This window comes from Hymenobacter armeniacus, from assembly GCF_014699055.1.
GTDB classification, from domain to species: domain Bacteria; phylum Bacteroidota; class Bacteroidia; order Cytophagales; family Hymenobacteraceae; genus Hymenobacter; species Hymenobacter armeniacus.
Genome location: NZ_JACXAC010000003.1, coordinates 14,511 through 33,547 on the forward strand (window position 1 = coordinate 14,511; position 19,037 = coordinate 33,547).

15 protein-coding genes are annotated in these 19,037 nt (G+C 67.7%); 1 reads left to right on the forward strand and 14 read right to left on the reverse strand.

Annotated features, from left to right (window positions below; genetic code table 11):
• Positions 1–20: 20 nt before the first annotated feature.
• From rfbC to IC234_RS21760, 6 genes are all read right to left on the reverse strand, one after another.
• Positions 21–611, reverse strand: a complete 591-nt coding sequence (rfbC, locus tag IC234_RS08535) for a dTDP-4-dehydrorhamnose 3,5-epimerase (RefSeq protein WP_190923461.1) — start codon at positions 609–611, stop codon at positions 21–23.
• 67 nt (positions 612–678) lie between these two features.
• On the reverse strand, positions 679–1,779 hold the full coding sequence (locus IC234_RS08540; RefSeq protein WP_190923462.1) for an NAD-dependent epimerase/dehydratase family protein: 1,101 nt from the start codon (positions 1,777–1,779) through the stop codon (positions 679–681).
• Between the two features lie 62 nt (positions 1,780–1,841).
• Positions 1,842–2,762, reverse strand: a complete 921-nt coding sequence (rfbF, locus tag IC234_RS08545; RefSeq protein WP_190923463.1) for a glucose-1-phosphate cytidylyltransferase — start codon at positions 2,760–2,762, stop codon at positions 1,842–1,844.
• Positions 2,763–2,772: 10 nt separating this feature from the next.
• Entirely contained in the window at positions 2,773–3,633 is an 861-nt protein-coding gene (locus tag IC234_RS08550; RefSeq protein ID WP_223827574.1) for a WecB/TagA/CpsF family glycosyltransferase, read from the reverse strand.
• A 58-nt stretch (positions 3,634–3,691) separates the two neighbouring features.
• Positions 3,692–5,089 (reverse strand): exopolysaccharide biosynthesis polyprenyl glycosylphosphotransferase, encoded by a 1,398-nt coding sequence (locus IC234_RS08555; protein WP_190923464.1) that lies wholly within the window; start codon positions 5,087–5,089, stop codon positions 3,692–3,694.
• A gap of 440 nt (positions 5,090–5,529) precedes the next feature.
• Entirely contained in the window at positions 5,530–8,568 is a 3,039-nt protein-coding gene (locus tag IC234_RS21760; RefSeq protein WP_223827575.1) for an Ig-like domain-containing protein, read from the reverse strand.
• Between IC234_RS21760 and IC234_RS08570 the strand changes: the two genes are divergently transcribed.
• The gene (locus IC234_RS08570; RefSeq protein ID WP_190923465.1) at positions 8,557–8,934 is read left to right on the forward strand and encodes a hypothetical protein; all 378 of its coding nucleotides are present in this window, start codon (positions 8,557–8,559) and stop codon (positions 8,932–8,934) included. The genes IC234_RS21760 and IC234_RS08570 overlap by 12 nt on opposite strands.
• Before the next feature lie 327 nt (positions 8,935–9,261).
• On the opposite strand, the gene IC234_RS08575 is transcribed toward IC234_RS08570, so the two are convergent.
• From IC234_RS08575 to IC234_RS08610, 8 genes are all read right to left on the reverse strand, one after another.
• Positions 9,262–10,161 carry an O-fucosyltransferase family protein gene (locus IC234_RS08575; RefSeq protein ID WP_190923466.1) on the reverse strand — a complete coding sequence of 300 codons (900 nt, stop codon included), beginning with the start codon at positions 10,159–10,161 and terminating at the stop codon, positions 9,262–9,264.
• A 130-nt stretch (positions 10,162–10,291) separates the two neighbouring features.
• Entirely contained in the window at positions 10,292–11,131 is an 840-nt protein-coding gene (locus tag IC234_RS08580) for a glycosyltransferase family 2 protein (protein ID WP_190923467.1), read from the reverse strand.
• A gap of 54 nt (positions 11,132–11,185) precedes the next feature.
• The gene (locus IC234_RS08585) at positions 11,186–12,466 is read right to left on the reverse strand and encodes a glycosyltransferase family 4 protein (protein ID WP_190923468.1); all 1,281 of its coding nucleotides are present in this window, start codon (positions 12,464–12,466) and stop codon (positions 11,186–11,188) included.
• On the reverse strand, positions 12,463–13,503 hold the full coding sequence (locus IC234_RS08590; protein WP_190923469.1) for a nucleotide-diphospho-sugar transferase: 1,041 nt from the start codon (positions 13,501–13,503) through the stop codon (positions 12,463–12,465). Before IC234_RS08590 ends, IC234_RS08585 begins: the two co-directional genes overlap by 4 nt.
• Entirely contained in the window at positions 13,472–14,725 is a 1,254-nt protein-coding gene (locus IC234_RS08595) for a glycosyltransferase family 4 protein (protein ID WP_190923470.1), read from the reverse strand. The genes IC234_RS08590 and IC234_RS08595 overlap by 32 nt, the downstream gene beginning before the upstream one ends.
• A gap of 47 nt (positions 14,726–14,772) precedes the next feature.
• Positions 14,773–16,119, reverse strand: coding sequence for an O-antigen ligase family protein (locus IC234_RS08600; RefSeq protein ID WP_190923471.1), 1,347 nt, complete (start codon positions 16,117–16,119; stop codon positions 14,773–14,775).
• Positions 16,120–16,243: 124 nt separating this feature from the next.
• Positions 16,244–17,446, reverse strand: a complete 1,203-nt coding sequence (locus tag IC234_RS08605) for a glycosyltransferase family 4 protein (protein WP_190923472.1) — start codon at positions 17,444–17,446, stop codon at positions 16,244–16,246.
• Positions 17,443–19,029: a lipopolysaccharide biosynthesis protein gene (locus IC234_RS08610; protein ID WP_190923473.1), complete on the reverse strand. Its 1,587-nt coding sequence runs from the start codon at positions 19,027–19,029 to the stop codon at positions 17,443–17,445. Before IC234_RS08610 ends, IC234_RS08605 begins: the two co-directional genes overlap by 4 nt.
• Positions 19,030–19,037: the final 8 nt, after the last annotated feature.

The window sequence follows — 19,037 nt, forward strand, 5'->3', positions numbered from 1 at the left end:
GGCCCCCGGGCGCTGGCGGCCTAGTGAAAGCTGGCGCTCAGCAGCTGCCCGGTGGGGGGCGCCGCCCGACGGGCGGCGGTGGGCGGCTGCCAGTCGGGGTAGTTGAGGTCTTTGGCCGAGATGAGCTGGGGGCGCACCGGCCAGCGAATGCCCAGGGCGGGGTCGTTCCAGCGCAGGCCGCGGGCGGCGCTGGGCTCGTAGCAGGCCGACATCAGGTAGCTCACGTCGGTGTGGGGCGCCAGCGTGAGGAAGCCGTGGGCGCAGCCGCCCGGCACCAGCAGCTGCTGGTAGCCGGCGGCCCACAGCTCCACGCCCAGCCATTGCCCGCAGGTGGGCGAGTCGGGCCGCAGGTCCACCACCACGTCATAAATGGCGCCCCGGGTGCAGCGCACCAGCTTGGTTTCTTCGTGCGGCGCGGCCTGGTAGTGCAGCCCGCGCAGCGTGCCCGGCCGCGGGTTCACCGACACGTTGGCCTGCGCCACCGTCATCGCGATGCCGTGCTCGGCCAGTTCGCGGGTGCACCAGGTGCGGGCAAAAAAGCCCCGTTCGTCTTCCAGGCGGTCCACGTCGACGAGGAAAACACCCGGCAATTTGGTGGCGGAGAGCTGCATGGCAAACGCGAAAGCTGGCGCAGCCCGGTGGGCTGCAGGGTGAGGGAAACGAAACGGCCAGGCGGCCTCAGGCCGGCACCGGCGCGGCGGGGCGCAGGGTGGCCGGGGCCGGGCGGGGCAGCGGCGCCCAGGTCAGGTCGGGGGTCAGGTCGCCCTGCTCCACCAGGGCCTTCAGCACCCGCAGGCGCATCAGCCGCGAAGTGCGGAAATCGGGGTCGATAAACCACATCTCCAGCAGCTTGCTGGTGAGCTCGGTGATGGTGGCGTCGAGGGTCATCAGGGGCTGGTGCTCGGGGGCCAGCTGCCGAAACAGGTCGAAGTCGACGCGGTACGACCGCCGGTCGGGGGCGCCGGTCGGGCTCAGGCGCACCTTGGTGTCGGGCCGGTTGCGGGCCACGGCCTCGGCCAGCTCGCGCACGCGGTAATTCCAGGCATTGCTGCCCACGTTCAGGGCCAGAAACGGCCCGCCCAGCGGGCGGTGGGTGGCCCAGAGCACCGCGCGGGCCATGTCGCGCACGTGGATGAGGGGCCGCCAGGGCGTGCCGTCGCTCAGGATGGTGATTTCGCCGGTGGCCACGGCGCTGGCCACAAAGTCGTTGAGCACCAGGTCGAGGCGCAGCCGCTCGCTCCAGCCGCAGGCCGTGGCAAAGCGCAGGCAGGTCACCCGGAACTTGTCGTCGGCCAGGGCGGCCAGGTCGCGCTCGGTGGCCACCTTGGAGCGGGCGTAGGCCGTGAGCGGGTTCAGGGCCGCGTCTTCCGACTTCCATTCGTCGCCGCCCAGGCCATACACGCTGCACGAGCTGGCAAACACAAACGCGCGGGCGCCGTGGGCCTTGGCCACGCGCGCCAGGTGCACGCTGGCGTCGTGGTTCACGGCCATGGTCACGTCTTCGAAGGCCGTGCCCATGGGGTCGTTGGAAATGGCGGCCAGGTGCACCACCACGTTCACGCCCGTGAGCAGGCCGGAGGGCAGGTGGCGCACGTCGCCGAACACCTGGCGGTCGAGGCAGACTTCGGGCAGCGGGGCCGGGCCGGTGAGGCAGTGGGCAAACAGGCCGAGGTCGAACCCAATCAGCTCGGCGTCGGGAAAGGCCTGCCGGAGCTGGCGCACCACGCCGGGGCCCACGTAGCCCAGGTTGCCGGTTATCAGAATGCGAGGAGAATCCATGAAGCGTAGCGAGAGGGGCGCCGCGGGGGCACCGGTGAGTAATGCGAAGCGGTTGGTGGGGGTCAGTCAATGGGGATTTGGCCGGTGGCCACGAGGTAGCTGGGCAGGCGCCGGGCGCCCGCCAGGGGCGAGGGCAGGCGCCGCCGGGCCGCGGCCGGCGCGGGGGCGGCCGCGGCCGGCGTCGGAATGGCTTCGGGGGCGGGTTCCCACACTTTCCAGGCGGCCTGGCCGCGCTGCCAGAGGTCTTCCAGTAGGTTGCGGTCGCGCAGCGTGTCCATGGGCTGCCAGAAGCCGGGGTGGCGGTAGGCGGCCAGCTGGCCCTCGGCCGCCAGGCGTTCGAGCGGGTCGCGCTCCCACACCGTGGCGTCGCCGGCGATGTAGTCGAGCACGGCCGGCTCCAGCACAAAGAAGCCGCCGTTCACCCAAGGCATCAGGCCGCCGTCGGGCTTCTCGCTGAAGCTGTTGATGCGGGCGTCTTCCTCGCCCAGGTTGAACACCCCGAAGCGGCCCGGCTGGCGCACCGCCGTGAGCGTGGCCAGCAGCCCCTGCTGCCGGTGAAAAGCAATGCTGGCCGCAATGTCGACGTCGCCCACGCCGTCGCCGTAGGTCAGGCAAAAGGTTTCGCCCTCGTCCAGGTAGTGGCGCACGCGGCGCAGGCGGCCGCCGGTCATGGTTTCCTGGCCGGTGTCCACCAGCGTCACCGTCCAGGGCTCGGCGCGGTGGTAGCGCACCTGCATCTCGTTGCGGTCCATGCGGAACGTCACGTCCGAGTTGTGCAGGAAGTAGTTGGCGAAGTACTGCTTGATGAGGTGGCCCTTGTAGCCGCAGCAAATCACAAAATCGGTGATGCCGTGGTGGGCGTAGATTTTCAGGATGTGCCACAGAATGGGCTGGCCGCCAATCTCGACCATGGGCTTGGGCCGCAGCCCGCTTTCCTCGCTGATGCGGGTGCCGTAGCCGCCCGCCAAAATCACTGCTTTCATACACAAAAGGCTAGGAATGAACGGTGGTAAGGGCGCCGGCGCGCCAGGACGTTAAGACACTGGGGTGCATGCGCAGGCCGCGCCGCCGGCCCGGCTGGGCCCGGGGCGTCTGTTGCTGCCCGCGCGCCAGCAGCTGCCGGACCAGCAGCCACACAAACCAGGTGTTGGTGACGAGGTAGCGGCGGGCCAGGCGGCGGGGCTCCAGCCAGAGGCGGTAGGCCCACTCCAGCCACAGCCCGCGGGCCCACTCCGGCAGGCGCCGCTCCAGCCCCGCATACACCATGAAGGCCTGGCCCACGCCCAGCATGCAGGCCCGCACCCGGCCGCGGTGCTCGGCCATCCAGCGCTCCTGCCGGGGGCAGCCCAGCGCCACAAACACCAGGTCGGGGTCGGCGGCGTTGATGGCGGCCACGGCGGCGGCGTCTTCTTCTGGCGTGAGCGGGCGGAAGGGCGGGGCCTGCCAGCCGGCCACCCGCAGCGCGGGCAGCTCGCGCCGGGCCCGGGCCACCATGGCCGTCAGCACCGCCTCGGTGGTGCCGTAGAAGTACACCGACTGCCCGCGGGCGGCGGCCTCGGCTAGCAGCGCGGGCAGCAGGTCCATGCCGGCCACGCGGGGCTGCGGGCGGCCGTGCAGCCAGCCCAGGGCGGCGGCCACGGGGCTGCCGTCGGGCGTCACCACGCTGGCCTGGTCCAGCACGCGCCGGAACTGCGGGTCCTGGTGGGCTTCTACCAGCATGTGGGCGTTGGCGCAGCACACGTAGGCCGAGGCGCGGGCCGCCCCCAGCCGCAGAATGGCGTCGATGAACTCGGGCACGGCCCCGGTCGAGATGCGGGCGTCCAGCACGGGGCGTTTCAGTAGCAGGGTTGACATAAGCAGGGAAAGGTGATGGCGGGAAGGGAGGGAGGTGATTGGTGAGACCAGGCCCGGCTCAGTAGGCGTTTTCTTCGCCCCGCACCATGTTGACCACGGTTTGGCCGATGATTTTCAAATCCAGGACGAACGACCAGTTTTCCAGGTACTTGAGGTCGTACTCCACGCGCTTTTCCATGGCGTTGGGGGCACGGGTTTCGCCGCGGCAGCCGTTCACCTGGGCGTAGCCCGTGATGCCGGGCGTCACGGCGTGGCGCCACTGGTAGGTGTTGATGCGCTTGGAATACTCTTCGAGCTGCGAGAGCATGTTGGGCCGCGGCCCCACCACCGACATGTGCCCCAGCAGCACGTTGAAGAATTGGGGCAGCTCGTCGAGGTTGTACTTGCGCAGGTAGTAGCCCACGCGCGTCACCCGGGGGTCGCCTTTGCGGGCCTGCAGCTCGGTCTGGCCGTGGCCCGTGTGCATGGTGCGCAGCTTGTAGCACGGAAACAGCCGGTTGCGCCGCCCCGGCCGCAACTGCTTGAAAAACACCGGCCCCCGCGAGTCGAGCTTGATGGCCAGCGCCAGCACCGGCATCAGCAGCGGAAACAGCAGCCCGATGACCAGCCCCGAAAACGCCACGTCGAAGCTGCGCTTGAGCAGGCGGTTGGTCCAGATGGCCAGCGGCTCGCGCCGCACCGTGAGGATGGGCAGGTGGTCGTAGTGGTACACGCTCACGTCTTGGCGAATGGTGCCGGGGTAGTCGGGCACGATGCGAAACGAGAGGAAGTTGTTGATGGCGAAGTCCGACAGCTCCCGGATGAGCTGGTGGTGGTCGAAGGGCAGCGCGAAGTAGATTTCGTCGACCGGCGTGCGCAGGCAGTAGTCCTTCACTTCGGCCACCGAGCCGCGCACCAGCGGGCGCAGGGCCGGCGCCACCGGCTCGTCGGCAAAAAAGCCCTTGAACTGCGTGCCGGCTGGGTCGTGGGCGGCCAGAAAATGGTAGAGGCGCTGCCCGCTTTCGCTGGCCCCCACTATCACGTAGCGGCTGTGGGGCTCGGCAAAGTGGCGCTGGTACGCCCGGTAGCAGAACGCCAGCACGAAGCGCCCCAGCACCACGCCCGGAACGGCCAGCCCGTACACCAGCAGCAACTCCTTCAGGGGCAGCTGCTGCACGTCGAGCAGCAGCGCCGTGCCCAGCAGCAGCAGCGCGTGCATCAGAAAGGTGCGCAGCAGGTAGCCCAGCTTCTCGGCGTAGGTAATCAGCCGGTCGAGGCGAAAGATGTTGGCGTACTGCCGCGAGAGCGTCCACCAGAGCAGGGCGAAGATGATGAACAGGAACGGCGCGTAGCCGGTAAAATCCCAGCTGTGCCACACCAGGAAACCGGCCAGGTGGAACGCCCCAAAGATGATGGCAACATCCAGCAGCGGCAGGATAAACCGAGTCGAATCGGTGTAGTGCGCGTATCGTTCCATAAGCTTGAGGAGTAAGGGTGAAGCATGTGAATGGAGCTACCGGGCAGGGAATGTTGTAATGGTGTAGTGAAGGAAAAGAAGCTATTTCCACTAATCAATGATTTAATTGACCTCCGTTTATAGGGCAAAGTGCATGAATAGAAAAAACACTATGTCTAAAGCTTCTTGAGGCTCAACAGCCGCCGTTCGACTGGAAAAAACCCAACTTATTTTTATGGTACTACCCCAGGGGTATTTTTGCTTTTATCAGGAAGTAGCCAGCGGGCCCGGCGGGTTTTCCGCTGCCGGCACCGCCCGCCGGGGGCAGTGCCCGCTGTCGTTTTTTGGCTGTGCGCCGCCCGTTTCATCGTTCTTTTCCACCCGGAACAACAAAAAAGCCTGGCCAATCTGGCCAGGCTTTTCAGCAGTAGTGGTAAGAAGTAAGTGCTTGCGGGAGCCGCTTATGCGGTGCGCAGGGCCGGCTCGTGGCCGGGCTGCAGGCGGCTTAGGGAATGCTGGCGGTGGGCGGCGGTCAACCGGTCGTCGGTCCGCACGGCCAGGCCAGGGGTAGCGGTTTCAAGCATGAAACGGAAGCCCTGCACAGGGGCAGCCTGGGCACTGGCGGGGCGCAGGCCGGCCTGAGCAGTGGCGGCCGAAGCCACCTGCGCTTGCGCGTCGGGGCGGCTGGCGGCCGGGAACAGACCGAAGCCGTTGGGGCTAGGCGCTATGCCGCGCATGGCCGTGGAGTTGTGCTTCCAGATTTCAAGGCCGGAGAGGTTAGCGTTGCCACCGGTGGTGCCCACGTTGATGGTGCCGTCGGTCACGTTGGCCGTGAAGGGGCCCACGCGCTCCCAGTGGCCGGCCGAGCCGGTGCTGTAGCCCGAGCGCACGGTCTGGCCCTCGAGCTGGATGTTAAGCGTTTCCGGGTTGTTGTCTTCCCAGATGTACAAGTACACCGAGTACGTGCCGCTGGCCACGCCGCTCACAGCCAGCGTGGGGCCGGTGCCGAACAGGGCCGAGCGAATCATGCCCCCGCGGGCCGCGTCGGTGGCCGGGTTCAGCGTGGACGAGGGGCTGGACCAGCCCGAGGCGTTGGTGCTGAAGTTGGCGGCGCCGCTGCTGGCTTCCCAGCTGCGCCCGTCAATCGTGGCGGCCGCGCCGCCCAGGTTGAAGGCGCGGAAGAACGTGGCGTTGGCCGGGCCAGTAGCCAGCGGGTTGGCTGGCACTGCCGTCACACTGACACTGGCCGTGTTCGACGTCGTGCTGGCGCCGGCGTTGTCGGTGGCGCGGGCCGTGAGGCTGAGCGTACCGGCGGCCGTGGGGGTATAGCTGAGCGAATAAGGCGAAGTCAGGTCCTCGCCGAGCTTGGTGGCGCCGTTGAAGAACTCCACTTTGCTCACCGTGCCGTTGGCGTCGGCGGCCGTGGCCGACAAGGTCAGGGCCGTGCCCACCGTGCCCGTCGCGGGCGCGCTCAGGCTCACCGTCGGCGGCGTGTTGGCCGGGGCGGTGGTGCTGTTCTGCTTGAAGATTTCAAGGCCGGAGAGGTTGGCGTTGCCGCCGGTGGTGCCCACGTTGATGGTGCCGTCGGTCACGTTGGCCGTGAAGGGGCCCACGCGCTCCCAGTGGCCGGCCGAGCCGGTGCTGTAGCCCGAGCGCACGGTCTGGCCTTCGAGCTGGATGTTCAGGGTCTCGGGCGAGTTATCCTCCCAGATGTAGAGGTACACCGAGTACGTGCCGCTGGCCACGCCGCCCACGGCCAAGGTGGGGCCGGTGCCGAACAGGGCCGAGGTAATCATGCCCGCGCGGGCCGCGTCGGTGGCCGGGTTGAGCGAAGCGCCGGGGCTGGACCAGCCCGAGGCGTTGGTGCTGAAGTTGGCCGCCCCGCTGCTGGCTTCCCAGCTGCGCCCGTCAATGGTCGCGGCCGCGCCGCCCAGGTTGAAGGCGCGGTAGAAGGTCGAATTTGCGGGGTCGCCCGTGGACGTTACGGGCGGCGTCGTGGTGGTGCTGGTGCCCACCGTGACACTGGCCGTGTTCGACGTCGTGCTGGCGCCGGCGTTGTCGGTGGCGCGGGCCGTCAGGCTGAGCGTGCCGGCGGCCGTGGGGGTATAGCCGAGCGAATAAGGCGCGGTCAGGTCTTCGCCGAGCTTGGTGGCCCCGCTGAAGAACTCGACCTTGCTCACCGTGCCGTTGGCGTCGGCCGCGGTGGCCGACAAGGTCAGGGCCGTGCCCACCGTGCCCGTCGCGGGCGCGCTCAGGCTCACCGTCGGCGGCGTGTTGGCCGGGGCGGTGGTGCCGCCGCCACCCGAGCCACCGGGGCCCAGCGTCACGTTGTTCTGGGCCAGCTTTTGCTGCCAGAGGGTCAGTTCGTTCTGCTCCACGCCCAGCGTGATGGGGTTGGGCAAGTGGTTGGTGCCGGTGCAGGTGGCGCAGGCACCGTTCGAGAGGTCGTGCCGGTCCTGGAAAGGAATGGTGTAGCCCGGGTTGCGGTAGCCGATGGTGTTGTTCTGGATGGTGTTGTTGTAGAACACGCTGCTCGACACCTGGTGGCCGTTGAACACGGCCGTGCCCGCATATACGGCGTTCAGCGGCGTGCCATCGGGCAGGTAGGCGCTGGTCACAATGCGGTTGTTGTAGTACTTAATGTCGTGACCGGCGGCAATGTTCATGCCCGCGTTGCAGGTCGAAACAAACTGGTTGTCATACGCTTCCAGGAAGGCCGGTACCGTGCTCACGGTGGTGCCGTCGCCGTCGGTGGTCATGCCCGTGCCCGAGTAGGTCGAGCTGGTGGCCGGGAACGGGTAGGCGCCCTGCACGTAGTTGTCGTGCACGCGGGCCGGGCTCTGGGCCGTGCCGCCCGAGTTGTAGAAGTTGATGTTGTCTTCCACCGACGACAGGTTGGGCTCGTTAATCACCTGGTTCCAGGCAATTTCGATGTTGGCAATGTTGCGCACCGTGTTCAGGCCGATGAAGTTGGCCAGGTTGCGCCCGCCGTTGCGGGTGCGGCCGTCGATGTCGAGCACCTTGTTGCGCAGAATGCGCACCGTCTGGCTAGCCGAGCCATCGCCGCTGAACTGGTAGATGGTAAAGCCCGTGGTGTGCTCCAGGTAGTTGTTCTCGGCCCGGATGTTCCGGGCGTTGGTGGCGGCAATGAAGCGGCCGCGGTACCGGTCGTCCTGGGTGGGCGTGGTGCCGTAGGCCTGGCTGTTGAGCACGGTGATGTCGCCGGGCGTGCCGTTGGCCTGAATCAGGTCGCCGGGGCCCACCAGAATGCAGCCCTGCAGCGTCACGGGCGAAGACGTGGCGATGGTCACGGCCGGCGTATTGGAGTCGGTGCTCCGGTAGTTGCCCGTGTAGGTGCCGCCCTGAGTGATGGTGATGGGGCCCTGGTACGTCACGTTCGGGACGTTTTGGGCCTGGGCCAGTGCCGGCGCCAGGGCCAGACTCAGCCAAGCGGCACGCAGCAATGACGAAATGCGATTTTTCTTAGAATGGACTTTCAAACTGGTGGTTCTGGTTTAAGCAACAGCGCCGAACTCAACCCTCGCGGGTTGCGAAACGCCATCAATGAAAGAAATCACCCAGGTTGTTTTTGTTCAATTATTGCCGCAGCCTGCACTGCCCGAGCCAATTCATCGCCATGTGTTCGCCAGCCTCATTCCGGACTGTGGCCAGCGGCCATCACGGCAACGGTTTTCGCCACGAAAAACGCGGGTACTCCCTCTATTAAATTGACTCTGACAAGTGATTCAGGCTTTTACTTCAACAACACAACTCCAACACCCTCGGCCGACGGCCCCCTGGCCGCCATTGTTTGGTTCGTCAGCTTCCGCAGAAAATTCCTTCTTTGGGAAAGACTTACCCCGTAACCCGACGAGCCTTCTTAATGTTCATCTTGTAAAAGTGATACACCAAGACCTGCTCTTCGTGGCAAATCTACAAACCGAAGGGGAATTTGGTTCATCCCGGGGAACTTATACTATTGCCAAAGTATGCAAACACTAGAAAATCGAAATTGAATATTTTTGCGTTACCTCCTCATTTATCGGCACTTAGCACAGAAGCGTTTGTGAGTGGTCGGGAGCAAAAAAAAGTTGAAAAGGGCGGCTTCAACTCACGCTATCAGTGAATTGAAGCCGCCCTTCGCGGCTGTGATGGCCAGGCAAGCCGCCCCGGTGCGGGCGGCCGCTGCGGGCTTACTGGTCGAGAAACACCGCAAAATCGGTTAGCTGCACCGGCTGGTCGGCTTGGTGCAGGTGGCACAGCGGCACTTCGCCGTAGAACGAGGCCCACATGGAGTAAGAGCTGGGCGGCCCCAGCAGGTAGTCGCAGCCGGCCAGGGCGTAGAGGTCTTCCACAAAATGGCCGCTGCCGCGGTGCACGGGCAGGCCGGCAAAATCGGCCAGGTTCAGGTCTTCGTCGGAGCACAGCAGGAACTCGACGCGCCGGCCGGGCGCAAACTGGGCCCGCAGGGCCCGCATGTGGCGGGCGTACACGTCATTGCCGAAGAAATACTGCCCGTTGGCAAAGGTGGCGTAGTCGCCGCGCCGGATGTGCACGCCCACCAGCACCTCGGCGGTGCTGCGGCAGCGGGCCAGCACGGCCGCCACGGCCTGCCGGTGCGGCGGCACCAGCGCAAACAGCCGGCGGATGAGGGCGGCGTGCCGGGCAAAGCTGGGCCGGTCGCGGAAGCACCAGCCGTGCAGCAGCACCACGCGCTGGCGCACGGCGGCGAGGTAGGGCGCCGCGCTCAGGTCGAAGGTGCCGGCGCTGTCGTCGAGGTAGAGCAGCTGCGGCAGCCCCGTCCAGGCCGGCAGCCAGCGGCGCACGGCGGCCAGCCCCCGAAACACCTGTGGCCGCTGCACCAGGCCCAGCAGGCGCTCCAGGGCGCGGGCCAGCCACTGGTGGGGCAGCAGCGCCAGCCGCACCGGCAGCGCACCGAAATCATCGGCCGCCGGCGCCTCAAAAAAACGGGCGTAGGCCGCAAAGCTCGGGTTGGCCACGGCGTAGCCGTGCTCGGCGGCGTTGGCCACGAGGTGGGCAAAGAGAAACAGCCGGTTGCCCAGCTGGCCGAAGCGTTTTACCAGAATGACCATGAGATGGTAGGGGTAGAGACGCACTATGTTGCGTCTCGTCGTTGAGCGAAGACGCCCGAACGGTGACGCTAAAACGCTATGCAAACGGCGCGGCTGACGAGACGCAACATATTGCGTCTCTCCCCCGGTTTTAATGCAGAAAATACCCCAGCAGCCGGCGCAGGTAGCCGTTGAGCAGGAAGAAGGGCAAAAAGAATACCGGCGCGTTTTTGAGGGCGAAGTAGGTGAAATTGCGCAGGTTGCCGCCGCCCCGGATGCCGAACAGGTGCTGGTAGTAGCCGCGCAGGCTGCGCCGCTGCCGGGTCTGCACCTGGCCGCTGTCGTCGGGGTAGGTGAGCAGGTGGGTGTCGTAGTTGACGTACACCGGGAACCCGGCCCGCCGGGCCTGGCTGGTGAAGTCGTAGTCGGCCAGGTAGTGGGGCAGGTGGCGCTCGTCGAACAAGCCCTGCGTGACGAACACGGAGGCCGGAATCAGCAGGCCGCGGCCGGGCAGGTACGTTACGGGGTGCAGCCCGCACCGGTCTTCGGGTGGCAGCGTGGCCAGCAGGTTGTGGCGCTGGTGGGTGAGAAAGCTGAAGGTTTCGCCGCCAAACACGGGCTGGCCGGTGGTGGCGTCCAGCTCCACGGGGCCGAGCAGGGCGCTGGGCTGGCGCCGGGCCCAGCGCAGGGCACTTTCGATGAAATCGGGCGGGGCCACCACGTCGTTGTTGAGCGTCATGATGCGGTCGGCGCCGCGGGCCAGGGCGTGGCGGATGCCCAGGTTCACGGCGGCCGTCCAGTAGAGCTGGCCGGTGCCGGGCAGCACTTCCACCGCCGGAAACTCGCGGGCCAGGTGCGCAGCGGTGCCATCGGTGGAGCCATCGTCGACGACGACCACGCGAAAATTTTGCTCCTTCTGTTCTTGCAGCGACTGTAGGCAGGCCCGCGTGAAATGCCAGCGGTTGAAAACGGGAATGATGACGTAGAGCACGGCCGTGATGAAAAGATGAGAAAGCTTGACGAATGAGGCGTTGGCCCGCCGTGGCTACGCCACTTCGGCCGGCACCGGCCCCGGCACCAGGTCCGACAGGACGTGGGCGGCGTCGGCGGCGCGCAGCAGCAAGCGGGCCACCAGCGCCGGCCAGCTCTGCTCCCGGGCGAAGGCGAAACTGGCCCGGCCCCGCCGTTCGAGCTCGTCGGGGTGGTCGTAGAGGTGCTCCACGGCGCGGGCCAGGGCGGCGGCCGTGGCCTCGGGCGACTGCACCGGCACTTTCAGCCCCGCGTCGTTGGGAATGAAGTCGGTGGCGCCGTGGTGGTCCAGCGTCAGAATGGGCAAGCCCATGGCCATCGACTCCAGGTATTGGGCGGCGTAGCTGTCGCGCAAGCTGCAGAGCATGAACAGGTCGTGGGCCAGAAAGGCCGAGCGCACCGTGGCGTAGGGCGCATTGCCGTGCCAGGTCACCCGGTCTTGCAGGCCGGCGGCCTCTATCCAGCCGGGCAGCAGCGGCGCCACCGGCCCGTCGCCGTAGATGTTGAGGTGAAACTGCACCCGCGGGTGCACCTGCCCCAGGGCTTCCAGCACCAGGTGCAGGCCCTTGCGCGGAAACAGCCGGGCCAGCCACAGAATGCGCAGCTCGCGCCCGGCCAGGGGCGCGCGCACCGGGTACTCGGGCGGGAAGAAGCTTAGGGGCAGGGCCGTGCTCATGGCCAGCTCCACGTGGCGGGCGCCCAGCTCCCAAGCCAGTTGGGCCGTTTCGCGGTTGGCCGCAAACACCAGGGCGGCGTGGCGCAGCGTTTGGCGCACGTTGGGGTCGAAGGTGACCAGCAGCCAGCTCACCAGGTTGCGCAGGGTTTCGGTCTTGAACCAGTCGGGCAGGTAGCGGCGCAGCAGCTTGGGGGCCTGCTGCCCCCCGCCCACCGGCCCAAAAATGAGCGGCCGGCCCAGCCGCCACAGCCAGGAAGCAAACTGCAGGCTGCCAAAAGTGACGTGGTGCACCAGGTCGAAGCACACGCGCTGGTCGAGGGGCCGGGCCAGCCGCCAGGCGCGGTATTGCCACACCATGTAGTGCAGGTACACGCCAAACTGCCAGCGGTACAGAAATTCTACCCACCCTGGCACGGCCACAAACATAAAGTGCAGGCGCTGAGCAGCCGGATTGGCCGCCCGGACGTGCATTTCGGCCTCAATGGCGGCCTTGCCCCAGGGCGTGGTGAGGCACCACACCTCGTGGCCGAGGTTGGCCATTTCCCAGGCCCAGTTGAAGCCATTGCCGCCTTCGCCGCCGTGGGTAGGGTCGCAGGCATACGCCGAAAGCAAAATTTTCATCGCGAAGCGGGTTCGACAATAACGGGAGAGGAGGGGGCGGCGCCAGCCGGGGCCGTCGGGCGGGCCGGCCGTAGCAGGCCCCGCAGCTTGGCCCGCAGCCGCCCGCCCAGAAACGCGCGGAACTGCTGCCGGTCGCGCGGCCGGTCGTTGAGCACCCGGCTGGGGTGGCGCAGCGGCCAGTGCAGCTGGCCCGTGGGCAGGGCGGCGTGGGGGTCGGTGGCGTCCTGGGTGTGGGTGGCTTCTTCGTGGCCGAAGCCGATGTTGGTGACCAGGTTCACGCTGGGCATGATGGTGAGGCCGGCGTGGGCCGCCCGGGCAAAATGCCACTGGTAGTCCCAGGTGGTGAAGGGGCGCGGGCCGTGGTACAGGTCCCAGAACTTGCGCAGGAAATACTGGCTTTCGAGCTGGCTGCTGAAGCTGCCGCGCAGGCGGCCGTGGGCGGCCAAAGTGGGCAGGGCGTGCAGGTGCAGGTCGTAGTGCTGCCAGGCGCGGCGCCAGGTGGCCCAGCCCCAGGTGTGCACTTGTTGGGAGAAATAATAGGAGTCGGTTTTGGGGCCCAGCGCGCTGCCGGCGTCGGGGCCAAAATGGTTGCCCCCGATGTGCATCACGCGGGTGTCGTGGCGGTAGCGGGCCAGCAGCTCGGTGCAGAACGGGATAAAATCGGGCGCGGGCAGGCAGTCGTCTTCCACGATGATGCCTTCGGTTTCGTGGGCAAAAAACCAGTTGATGGACTCCGACACGGCCACGCTGCAGCCCAGGTTGTTGACGCGGAACAGCGTGTGCACTTCGCAGTTCCAGCGGGCCGTAATCTGCATCACCACGGCCCGCACCTGGGCGCAGAGGGCCTCGTCGGTGGGGTGGCCGGGGCGGGCGCCGTCGGCGGCCACGTACAGCCGATGCACCCCGGCCACCATCAGCCGGTTGAGCACCTGGGCCGTGGCGTCGGGGCGGTTGAAAACCAGGAACAGGACCGCCGTTTCGCAACGGGGCCGTACGGGGGGCTTGTCAGCCGGCGGAAGTGGGGGCGAGGGTATCATGGGGGATAAGGCTTGCGGAATGACTAAAAGAAGCGGTGGCCAGCGGGCTGATTTCCAATCCGTAGCGCACGGCCTGATAAATTTCAAACGTACGGCCCAGCACCGTGGCGGGGTCGTGGCGGGCCAGGGCCACGGCCTGGGCCTGGCGGGCCAGGCGGGCGCGTAGCGCGGCGTCGTGGTGCAGGCGCAGCACCTGGGCGGCCAGGCTGTCGGGCGTGAGCTCGGCAAAGAGGCCGGTTTCGCCATCTTCGATGAGGGAGCTCACGCCGCCCACGTTGGTGGCCACCACGGGCAGGCCGGCCACCTGGGCTTCGCACACGCTGTTGGGGCTGTTGTCGAGGTAGGACGGGTGAATGAGGCACTCGGCCTCGCGGCAGAGTTGGGCCAGCTGCTCGCCGTTCTGGTAGCCGCGGTATTCCACGTCATCGGGGCGCAGGTGGCGCAGCGGGTAACGGCGGTAGGCGTCGGCCACCTCGTTGGGGTAGTGGCCGCCGGCTATCACCAGCTTGAAGTCGGTGGTTTGGCGGAGGATGTCGAAGGCGGCCAGGGTTTCCTGGTAGCCCTTCATCACCTGCGAGCCCCCCATGAACAGCAGCACCGGCCGGCCGCCGGCGGGCGCGGCGCGGGCCTCGTGCGCGGCCCGGAAAAACGGCTCGCGCAGGGCCTCCCAGTTGTGGTAGATGCGGGCTTTGGGGTTGAAGCGGGCCGCGTGGGCGGCGTCCCAATGGGTGCGGCACGAGAAGTTGGGCATCAGCGGGAGGTACTTGCGCTCGTAGTAGCCGGCCAGCGTCCAGAGCACCTTGCGCCACGAGAGCAGCCCCGGCACGCACTTCACGCACTCCGACACCAGCCCCTGCATCGAGAGCAGCAGCGGCATGTCGAGCCCGGCCGCCGCCGCCGGAAACTGCAGCTCCGAGCCGTGCAGGTGCAGCAGGTCGTAGCGGTGCGCGTGCTGGCGCAGGTAGCGCGCCGTGATGCCGATGCGCTGCTGGTAGAGCGTGAACAAGTCTTGCCGAAACGCCGGCACGCGCAGCGAAATGAAGCGGATGCCTTCGTGGTCGAGCTCTTCCACGGGGTTCTCTTGGCGGGCGTTCCAGTTCAGAATGCTGAGCTGCACGCGCGGGTGCCGGCTGAGCAGGTCGGCCAGCGTCACGAGCCAGGGCACGGGGTGTTCGCGGGTGATGCGCGGCGAAGGGTAGGCCGCAAGCCACAGGATTTTCATGGCCGGGAGGGTTAGAAAGAAGAAAAAGGGCAGGGCCGGCGCGCCGCCTACGGCGTGGCCCCAACTCGCGGCGGGTGCGCCGCCAGCAGGTCAGTGCTTTGCAAAACGGCGGGTTCCAGGCGTGCGCTGGCGTTGGCTGTTGGCCGTGCCCGCCTCGGCGCTGGCCGGGCGGCCTCCGGCGGCGCCGGCCGGCTGATGATGGCCAGCAGCAGGCCGATGAAGCCGTAGGCGTAGTTGGGCCAGTCGTAGGAAAGCCCGAACACCGGAAACGTGGCCACGAAGGCCAGCAGCGCCGCCGGGCCTTCCTGCAGGGGCGCCAGGCTCAGCAGGCAGCGGCCCAGCTGCACCGCCGGCACGCCCAGCACCAGCAGCATCCCCAGCCAGCCGAAGTAGAACAGCCGGTCGAGGTAGAAGCTGTGGAAGTGGTGGCCGGTGAAGTCGGGCCACACCTGCTTGCCCGAGTCGTCGCTGTAGAACTGCACGGGCACCTCAAAGCCCTGCAGCCGCCAGCCCGCCAGCGGCCGCTCGCGCACCAGCGGCAGGTAGGCCTCGTACTGCTGCATGCGGAAGGTGCCGGTGCCCTGCGTGGTGGGGTGCTGAATGTCGCTGATGCTTTTGGCCAGCTTCTGCACCACGTCGGGGTTGTCGAGCACCACGGCTAGGCCGCTGGCCAGCGCCAGCCCCACGCCCAGCGCCCCCAGCACCGCCAGCCGCGTGCCCCAGGCCCGCGCCGCCGGCACCCGCAGGGCCAGCAGGCCCAGGTTGAGCACCAGCGCCAGGGCCGTGCACACCCACACCGTGCGGTGCTGCAAAAACACTATCAGCGCCAGGCACAGCAGGCCAGCCAGCCCATAGACAAGGTTGTTGGAGGAGATATAAAAGTTGAGGCAGAGCAGCAGCACCGGCAGCAGCAGGTAGGCCGACGTGACGCTAAACCCCCGCTCGGTTTCCAGAAACGAGCCCAGCGTCAGCGCCTCGGGGTAAACGACAATCAGACTGAGCAGCAGCGTCGCCAGCATCAGGCCCGCCAATTGCCGGTAAGACGGCGGCGGAAAACGGCGGTAAACCGCGTACATCCCAAACAGCGGGAGCAGCGCCGTCAGCTTGCTGAACACGTGCGGGTATTTGGCCCACGAATGCCACAGCGCGTACGACTCCAGCGCCAGCCCCGCCATGCTGACCAGCAGCACCGCCAGCCACACCTGCACCACCGGCTGAAAGTACCCGTAGTAGCGCACCGCCGCGGCCAGCGATAAGGCCGTCAGGGCGTACTCGTAGCGCAGCCCCAGCCCGGCCTCGTCGGCCTTCCCGAAGAAGAAGGCGTTGAAGGCTGGGTTGGTGAACAGCACCGCCAGCAGCGGCAGCAGGTACAGAAAGCGCAGGTTGAGTTTCATGGCGCGCGTAAGTTTCCAGACTTTCTAAAATCAAGTCACAGGTAGTAATAGTGTTGCGTGTTTAAAGACATTCAGGCGGTTCATTCTTCTCACTTCTCACTTCTCACTTCTCACTTCTCACCTCTCACGGCATGGTCAGCACGAGTTCGGGCACGGCCGCGGCCTGCGGGGCCCGGAAGTGCCGCCGCGCGTGTTCGTAGAAGTTCAGGGTGGCGTCCACCATCTGGCCCACGGCGAAGTGGGCGGCGGCGTAGGCGGCCTGCTCGCGGCTGAGCTGCCGGCGCAGGGCGGGGGCGTTCAGCCAGCTGTGCAGCACGGCGGCCAGGCCGGCCGGGGTGATGTCGGGCGGCAGCAGGGCCGCGGGGGTGGCGCGCAGCACCTCGGGCACGCCGCCCACGGCCAGCGCCAGCGCGGGCACGCCGGCCGCCATGGCCTCCACCAGCACCAGCCCGAAGGTTTCGTGGGTGGCCACGTGCACGTACAGCTCGGCGGCGCGCAGCAGCGGCGGCACCTGCTCGTGCTCGCGGTAGCCCAGCAGGAGCACCACGTCTTCCAGCCCAAGCTCGGCAATGTGCTGGCGGAGCAGCGCCTCGTCTTCGCCCTTGCCCACCAGGCCCACCACAAAATCTTGGCGAAACTGGCGCAGGGCGTGGGCGGCCCGCACCAGCAGCAGCTGGTTTTTGCGGCTTTCGAGGTGGCCGATGTTGAGCAGCACGTGGCGGCCTGCGGCGCGGCGGCGCAGCTCCGCATCGGGCGTGGCGGCGCGCCCGGCGGCCAGGTCGATGCCGTTGGGCACCACGCGGCTTTCGCAGTGGGGCGGCAGGGCGGCCCGCACCGCCTCCAGCCCAAACCGCGACACGCCGATGAAGTACTGGGTGCGCGCCAGCAGGTGCGCGTACCAGCGTCCGATGGCCCGCGCCGCGGCGGGGCCGCGCGGCTTCTGGCGCAGCTCGTCGGCGGCCGGGTGGGCGTTGAAGTGGCCCGTCACCACCACCGGCACGCGGTTGCCCAGGGCGTGGCGGGCGGCCAGGCCGCTGCCCAGGTCCTGGGCATTCACCACGTCGTAGCGGCGGCTGGGGTCGATGCCCCAGCGGATGTGCAGGTAGTAGGCCATGGTGGTGGCCAGGGCGCGGGGCACCGGCCCCAGCCGCCGTAGCAGGTGGCGCAGCCCCGCCACCAGGTGCCGCCGCGGCCCGGTGAGGGTGGCAGGCGTCACCACGTCTACCTCGTGCCCGCGCTGGCGCAACTGCTCGGCCAGGCGCACGTAGTGCACCCGCACCCCGGAAGGCGCGTCGGGCTTCAAAAACGAAACCAGCAGAATGTTCATGGCTGAAGGGGCGAAGGCTGCGGCCCAAAGCCGGGCGTGAACGACGACGAAAGCGGTGCCTGCCGCTCCAAAAACCGCAGGTAGCCGGCCAGGAAGCGGGCCCCGGGGCTGGCCGCATTGCCGGGCCGCAACCGCCCCAGGAAACGGCGCAGCTCCTCGCGCAGGGCCGGGCGGGGGCGCAGCAGCATCAGCCCGCCCAGAACCAGGGCGCCGGCCAGCATCAGCAGGGTGAGGGCGGCGGGGGCGGGCCAGGCCAGGGGCTTCAGAACCCAATGCAGCAGGCCCAGCAAGGCGCCCAGCGCCACCGCGTGAAACAGGCCCGGTCCGTAGGCGGCCAGCAGGCGCGGGTAGGGCAGGGCCAGCTCGTGGTGCATCAGCCGCAGGAACAGGGCCGTGCGCACCAGCTCATTCAATACCAGAGCGCCGGCAAAGCCCGCCAGCCCGTAGCCGCGCAGAAAAAAGAAGAACAACACCAAGCTGCAAAGGGCCAGCAGGTTGGCGTTAATTTTGGCCGTGAGGGCCGCCCGGGCATCGCACACAATGCCGGCAAACATGGTAATGAGACTCAGCGGCACGGCGGCGCAGAGAATGCGCAGCACAGGCACGGCGGCTTCCCAGCCCGGCCCCAGCACGGCGCGCACCAGCACCGGCGCGGCCACCGCCACGCCCGCCCCCAGCGGCAAGATGCCCGCCGCCACCAGCGTGATGCTGCCCAGGTACACGCCGCCCAGCTTGGCGCGGTCGGCCTGCACCTGGCTGAAGGCCGGGAAAATGACCCGCGACACGCTGCGCGTGAGCAAATACAGCGGCAGCGTAATCAGCATCGAAGCCCGGTTGTAGACGCCGAGCAGCGCGGCGCCCAGCAGCCGCCCAATCAGCAGCGTGTCGAGCGAGCTGGTGATGAACTCAATGAAGCTGGTGAAGGTGATGCGGGTGCCATAGGCCAGCAGCGGCCGGTAGTGCGCCCAGCGGAAGTACAGCCGCAGGCTGTGCCGCGTGACGGCGTAGGCCAGCAGCGCCACTAGCAGGCCCTGGGCCAGGTTGGCCACCACCAGGCTCCACACGCCCCAGCCGGCCCAGGCCATGGCGATGCCCAGCCCGCCGTAGGCCAGCACGTAGGCCGTGGTTTCGATGATGGCCAGGGCGCGGAAGGCCATGCGCCGCCGCAGAATGCTCAGGGCCGTGGCCGACAGCCCGTTGAAGAACAGCCCGAGGCCCATGAGGCGCACCAGCGGCACCACGGCCGGCTCGTCGAACACCAGCCGGGCCAACGGGGCGCCCACGGCCAGCGCCAGCGCGCATACCCCGCCCAGCAGCGCCGCCGAGGTGAAGGCCGCGCGCACATCCTCGTCGGTCATGTCGGGCTTTTGCACGAGGGCGTGCTCCAGCCCAATCTGCGAGAAGTAGGTGCCAAAGCGGATGACCACGCCCGCCAGCGCCACCAGCCCGAAGGCGGCCGGAGCCAGCAGCCGGGCCATCACGCCGGTGTAGCCCAGCTGGAGCACGGCCATCACCACCGTGGCGGCCGTGCTCCAGCTGATGCTGTGCAGCGTGGATGTAGTCAGGTTTTTTGCAGAAGCCATGAGGGGGG

Excerpts from the sequence above, each read along its gene's own strand:
- IC234_RS08595 (WP_190923470.1), bottom strand. The coding sequence starts at position 14,725 with ATGAAAATCCTGTGGCTTGCGGCCTACCCTTCGCCGCGCATCACCCGC.
- IC234_RS08540 (WP_190923462.1), bottom strand. The coding sequence starts at position 1,779 with ATGGATTCTCCTCGCATTCTGATAACCGGCAACCTGGGCTACGTGGGC.
- rfbF (WP_190923463.1), bottom strand. The coding sequence starts at position 2,762 with ATGAAAGCAGTGATTTTGGCGGGCGGCTACGGCACCCGCATCAGCGAG.
- IC234_RS08610 (WP_190923473.1), bottom strand. The coding sequence starts at position 19,029 with ATGGCTTCTGCAAAAAACCTGACTACATCCACGCTGCACAGCATCAGC.
- IC234_RS08550 (WP_223827574.1), bottom strand. The coding sequence starts at position 3,633 with ATGTCAACCCTGCTACTGAAACGCCCCGTGCTGGACGCCCGCATCTCG.
- IC234_RS08585 (WP_190923468.1), bottom strand. The coding sequence starts at position 12,466 with ATGAAAATTTTGCTTTCGGCGTATGCCTGCGACCCTACCCACGGCGGC.
- IC234_RS08605 (WP_190923472.1), bottom strand. The coding sequence starts at position 17,446 with ATGAACATTCTGCTGGTTTCGTTTTTGAAGCCCGACGCGCCTTCCGGG.
- IC234_RS08575 (WP_190923466.1), bottom strand. The coding sequence starts at position 10,161 with ATGGTCATTCTGGTAAAACGCTTCGGCCAGCTGGGCAACCGGCTGTTT.
- rfbC (WP_190923461.1), bottom strand. The coding sequence starts at position 611 with ATGCAGCTCTCCGCCACCAAATTGCCGGGTGTTTTCCTCGTCGACGTG.
- IC234_RS08555 (WP_190923464.1), bottom strand. The coding sequence starts at position 5,089 with ATGGAACGATACGCGCACTACACCGATTCGACTCGGTTTATCCTGCCG.
- IC234_RS08590 (WP_190923469.1), bottom strand. The coding sequence starts at position 13,503 with ATGATACCCTCGCCCCCACTTCCGCCGGCTGACAAGCCCCCCGTACGG.
- IC234_RS08570 (WP_190923465.1), top strand. The coding sequence starts at position 8,557 with ATGGACTTTCAAACTGGTGGTTCTGGTTTAAGCAACAGCGCCGAACTC.
- IC234_RS08600 (WP_190923471.1), bottom strand. The coding sequence starts at position 16,119 with ATGAAACTCAACCTGCGCTTTCTGTACCTGCTGCCGCTGCTGGCGGTG.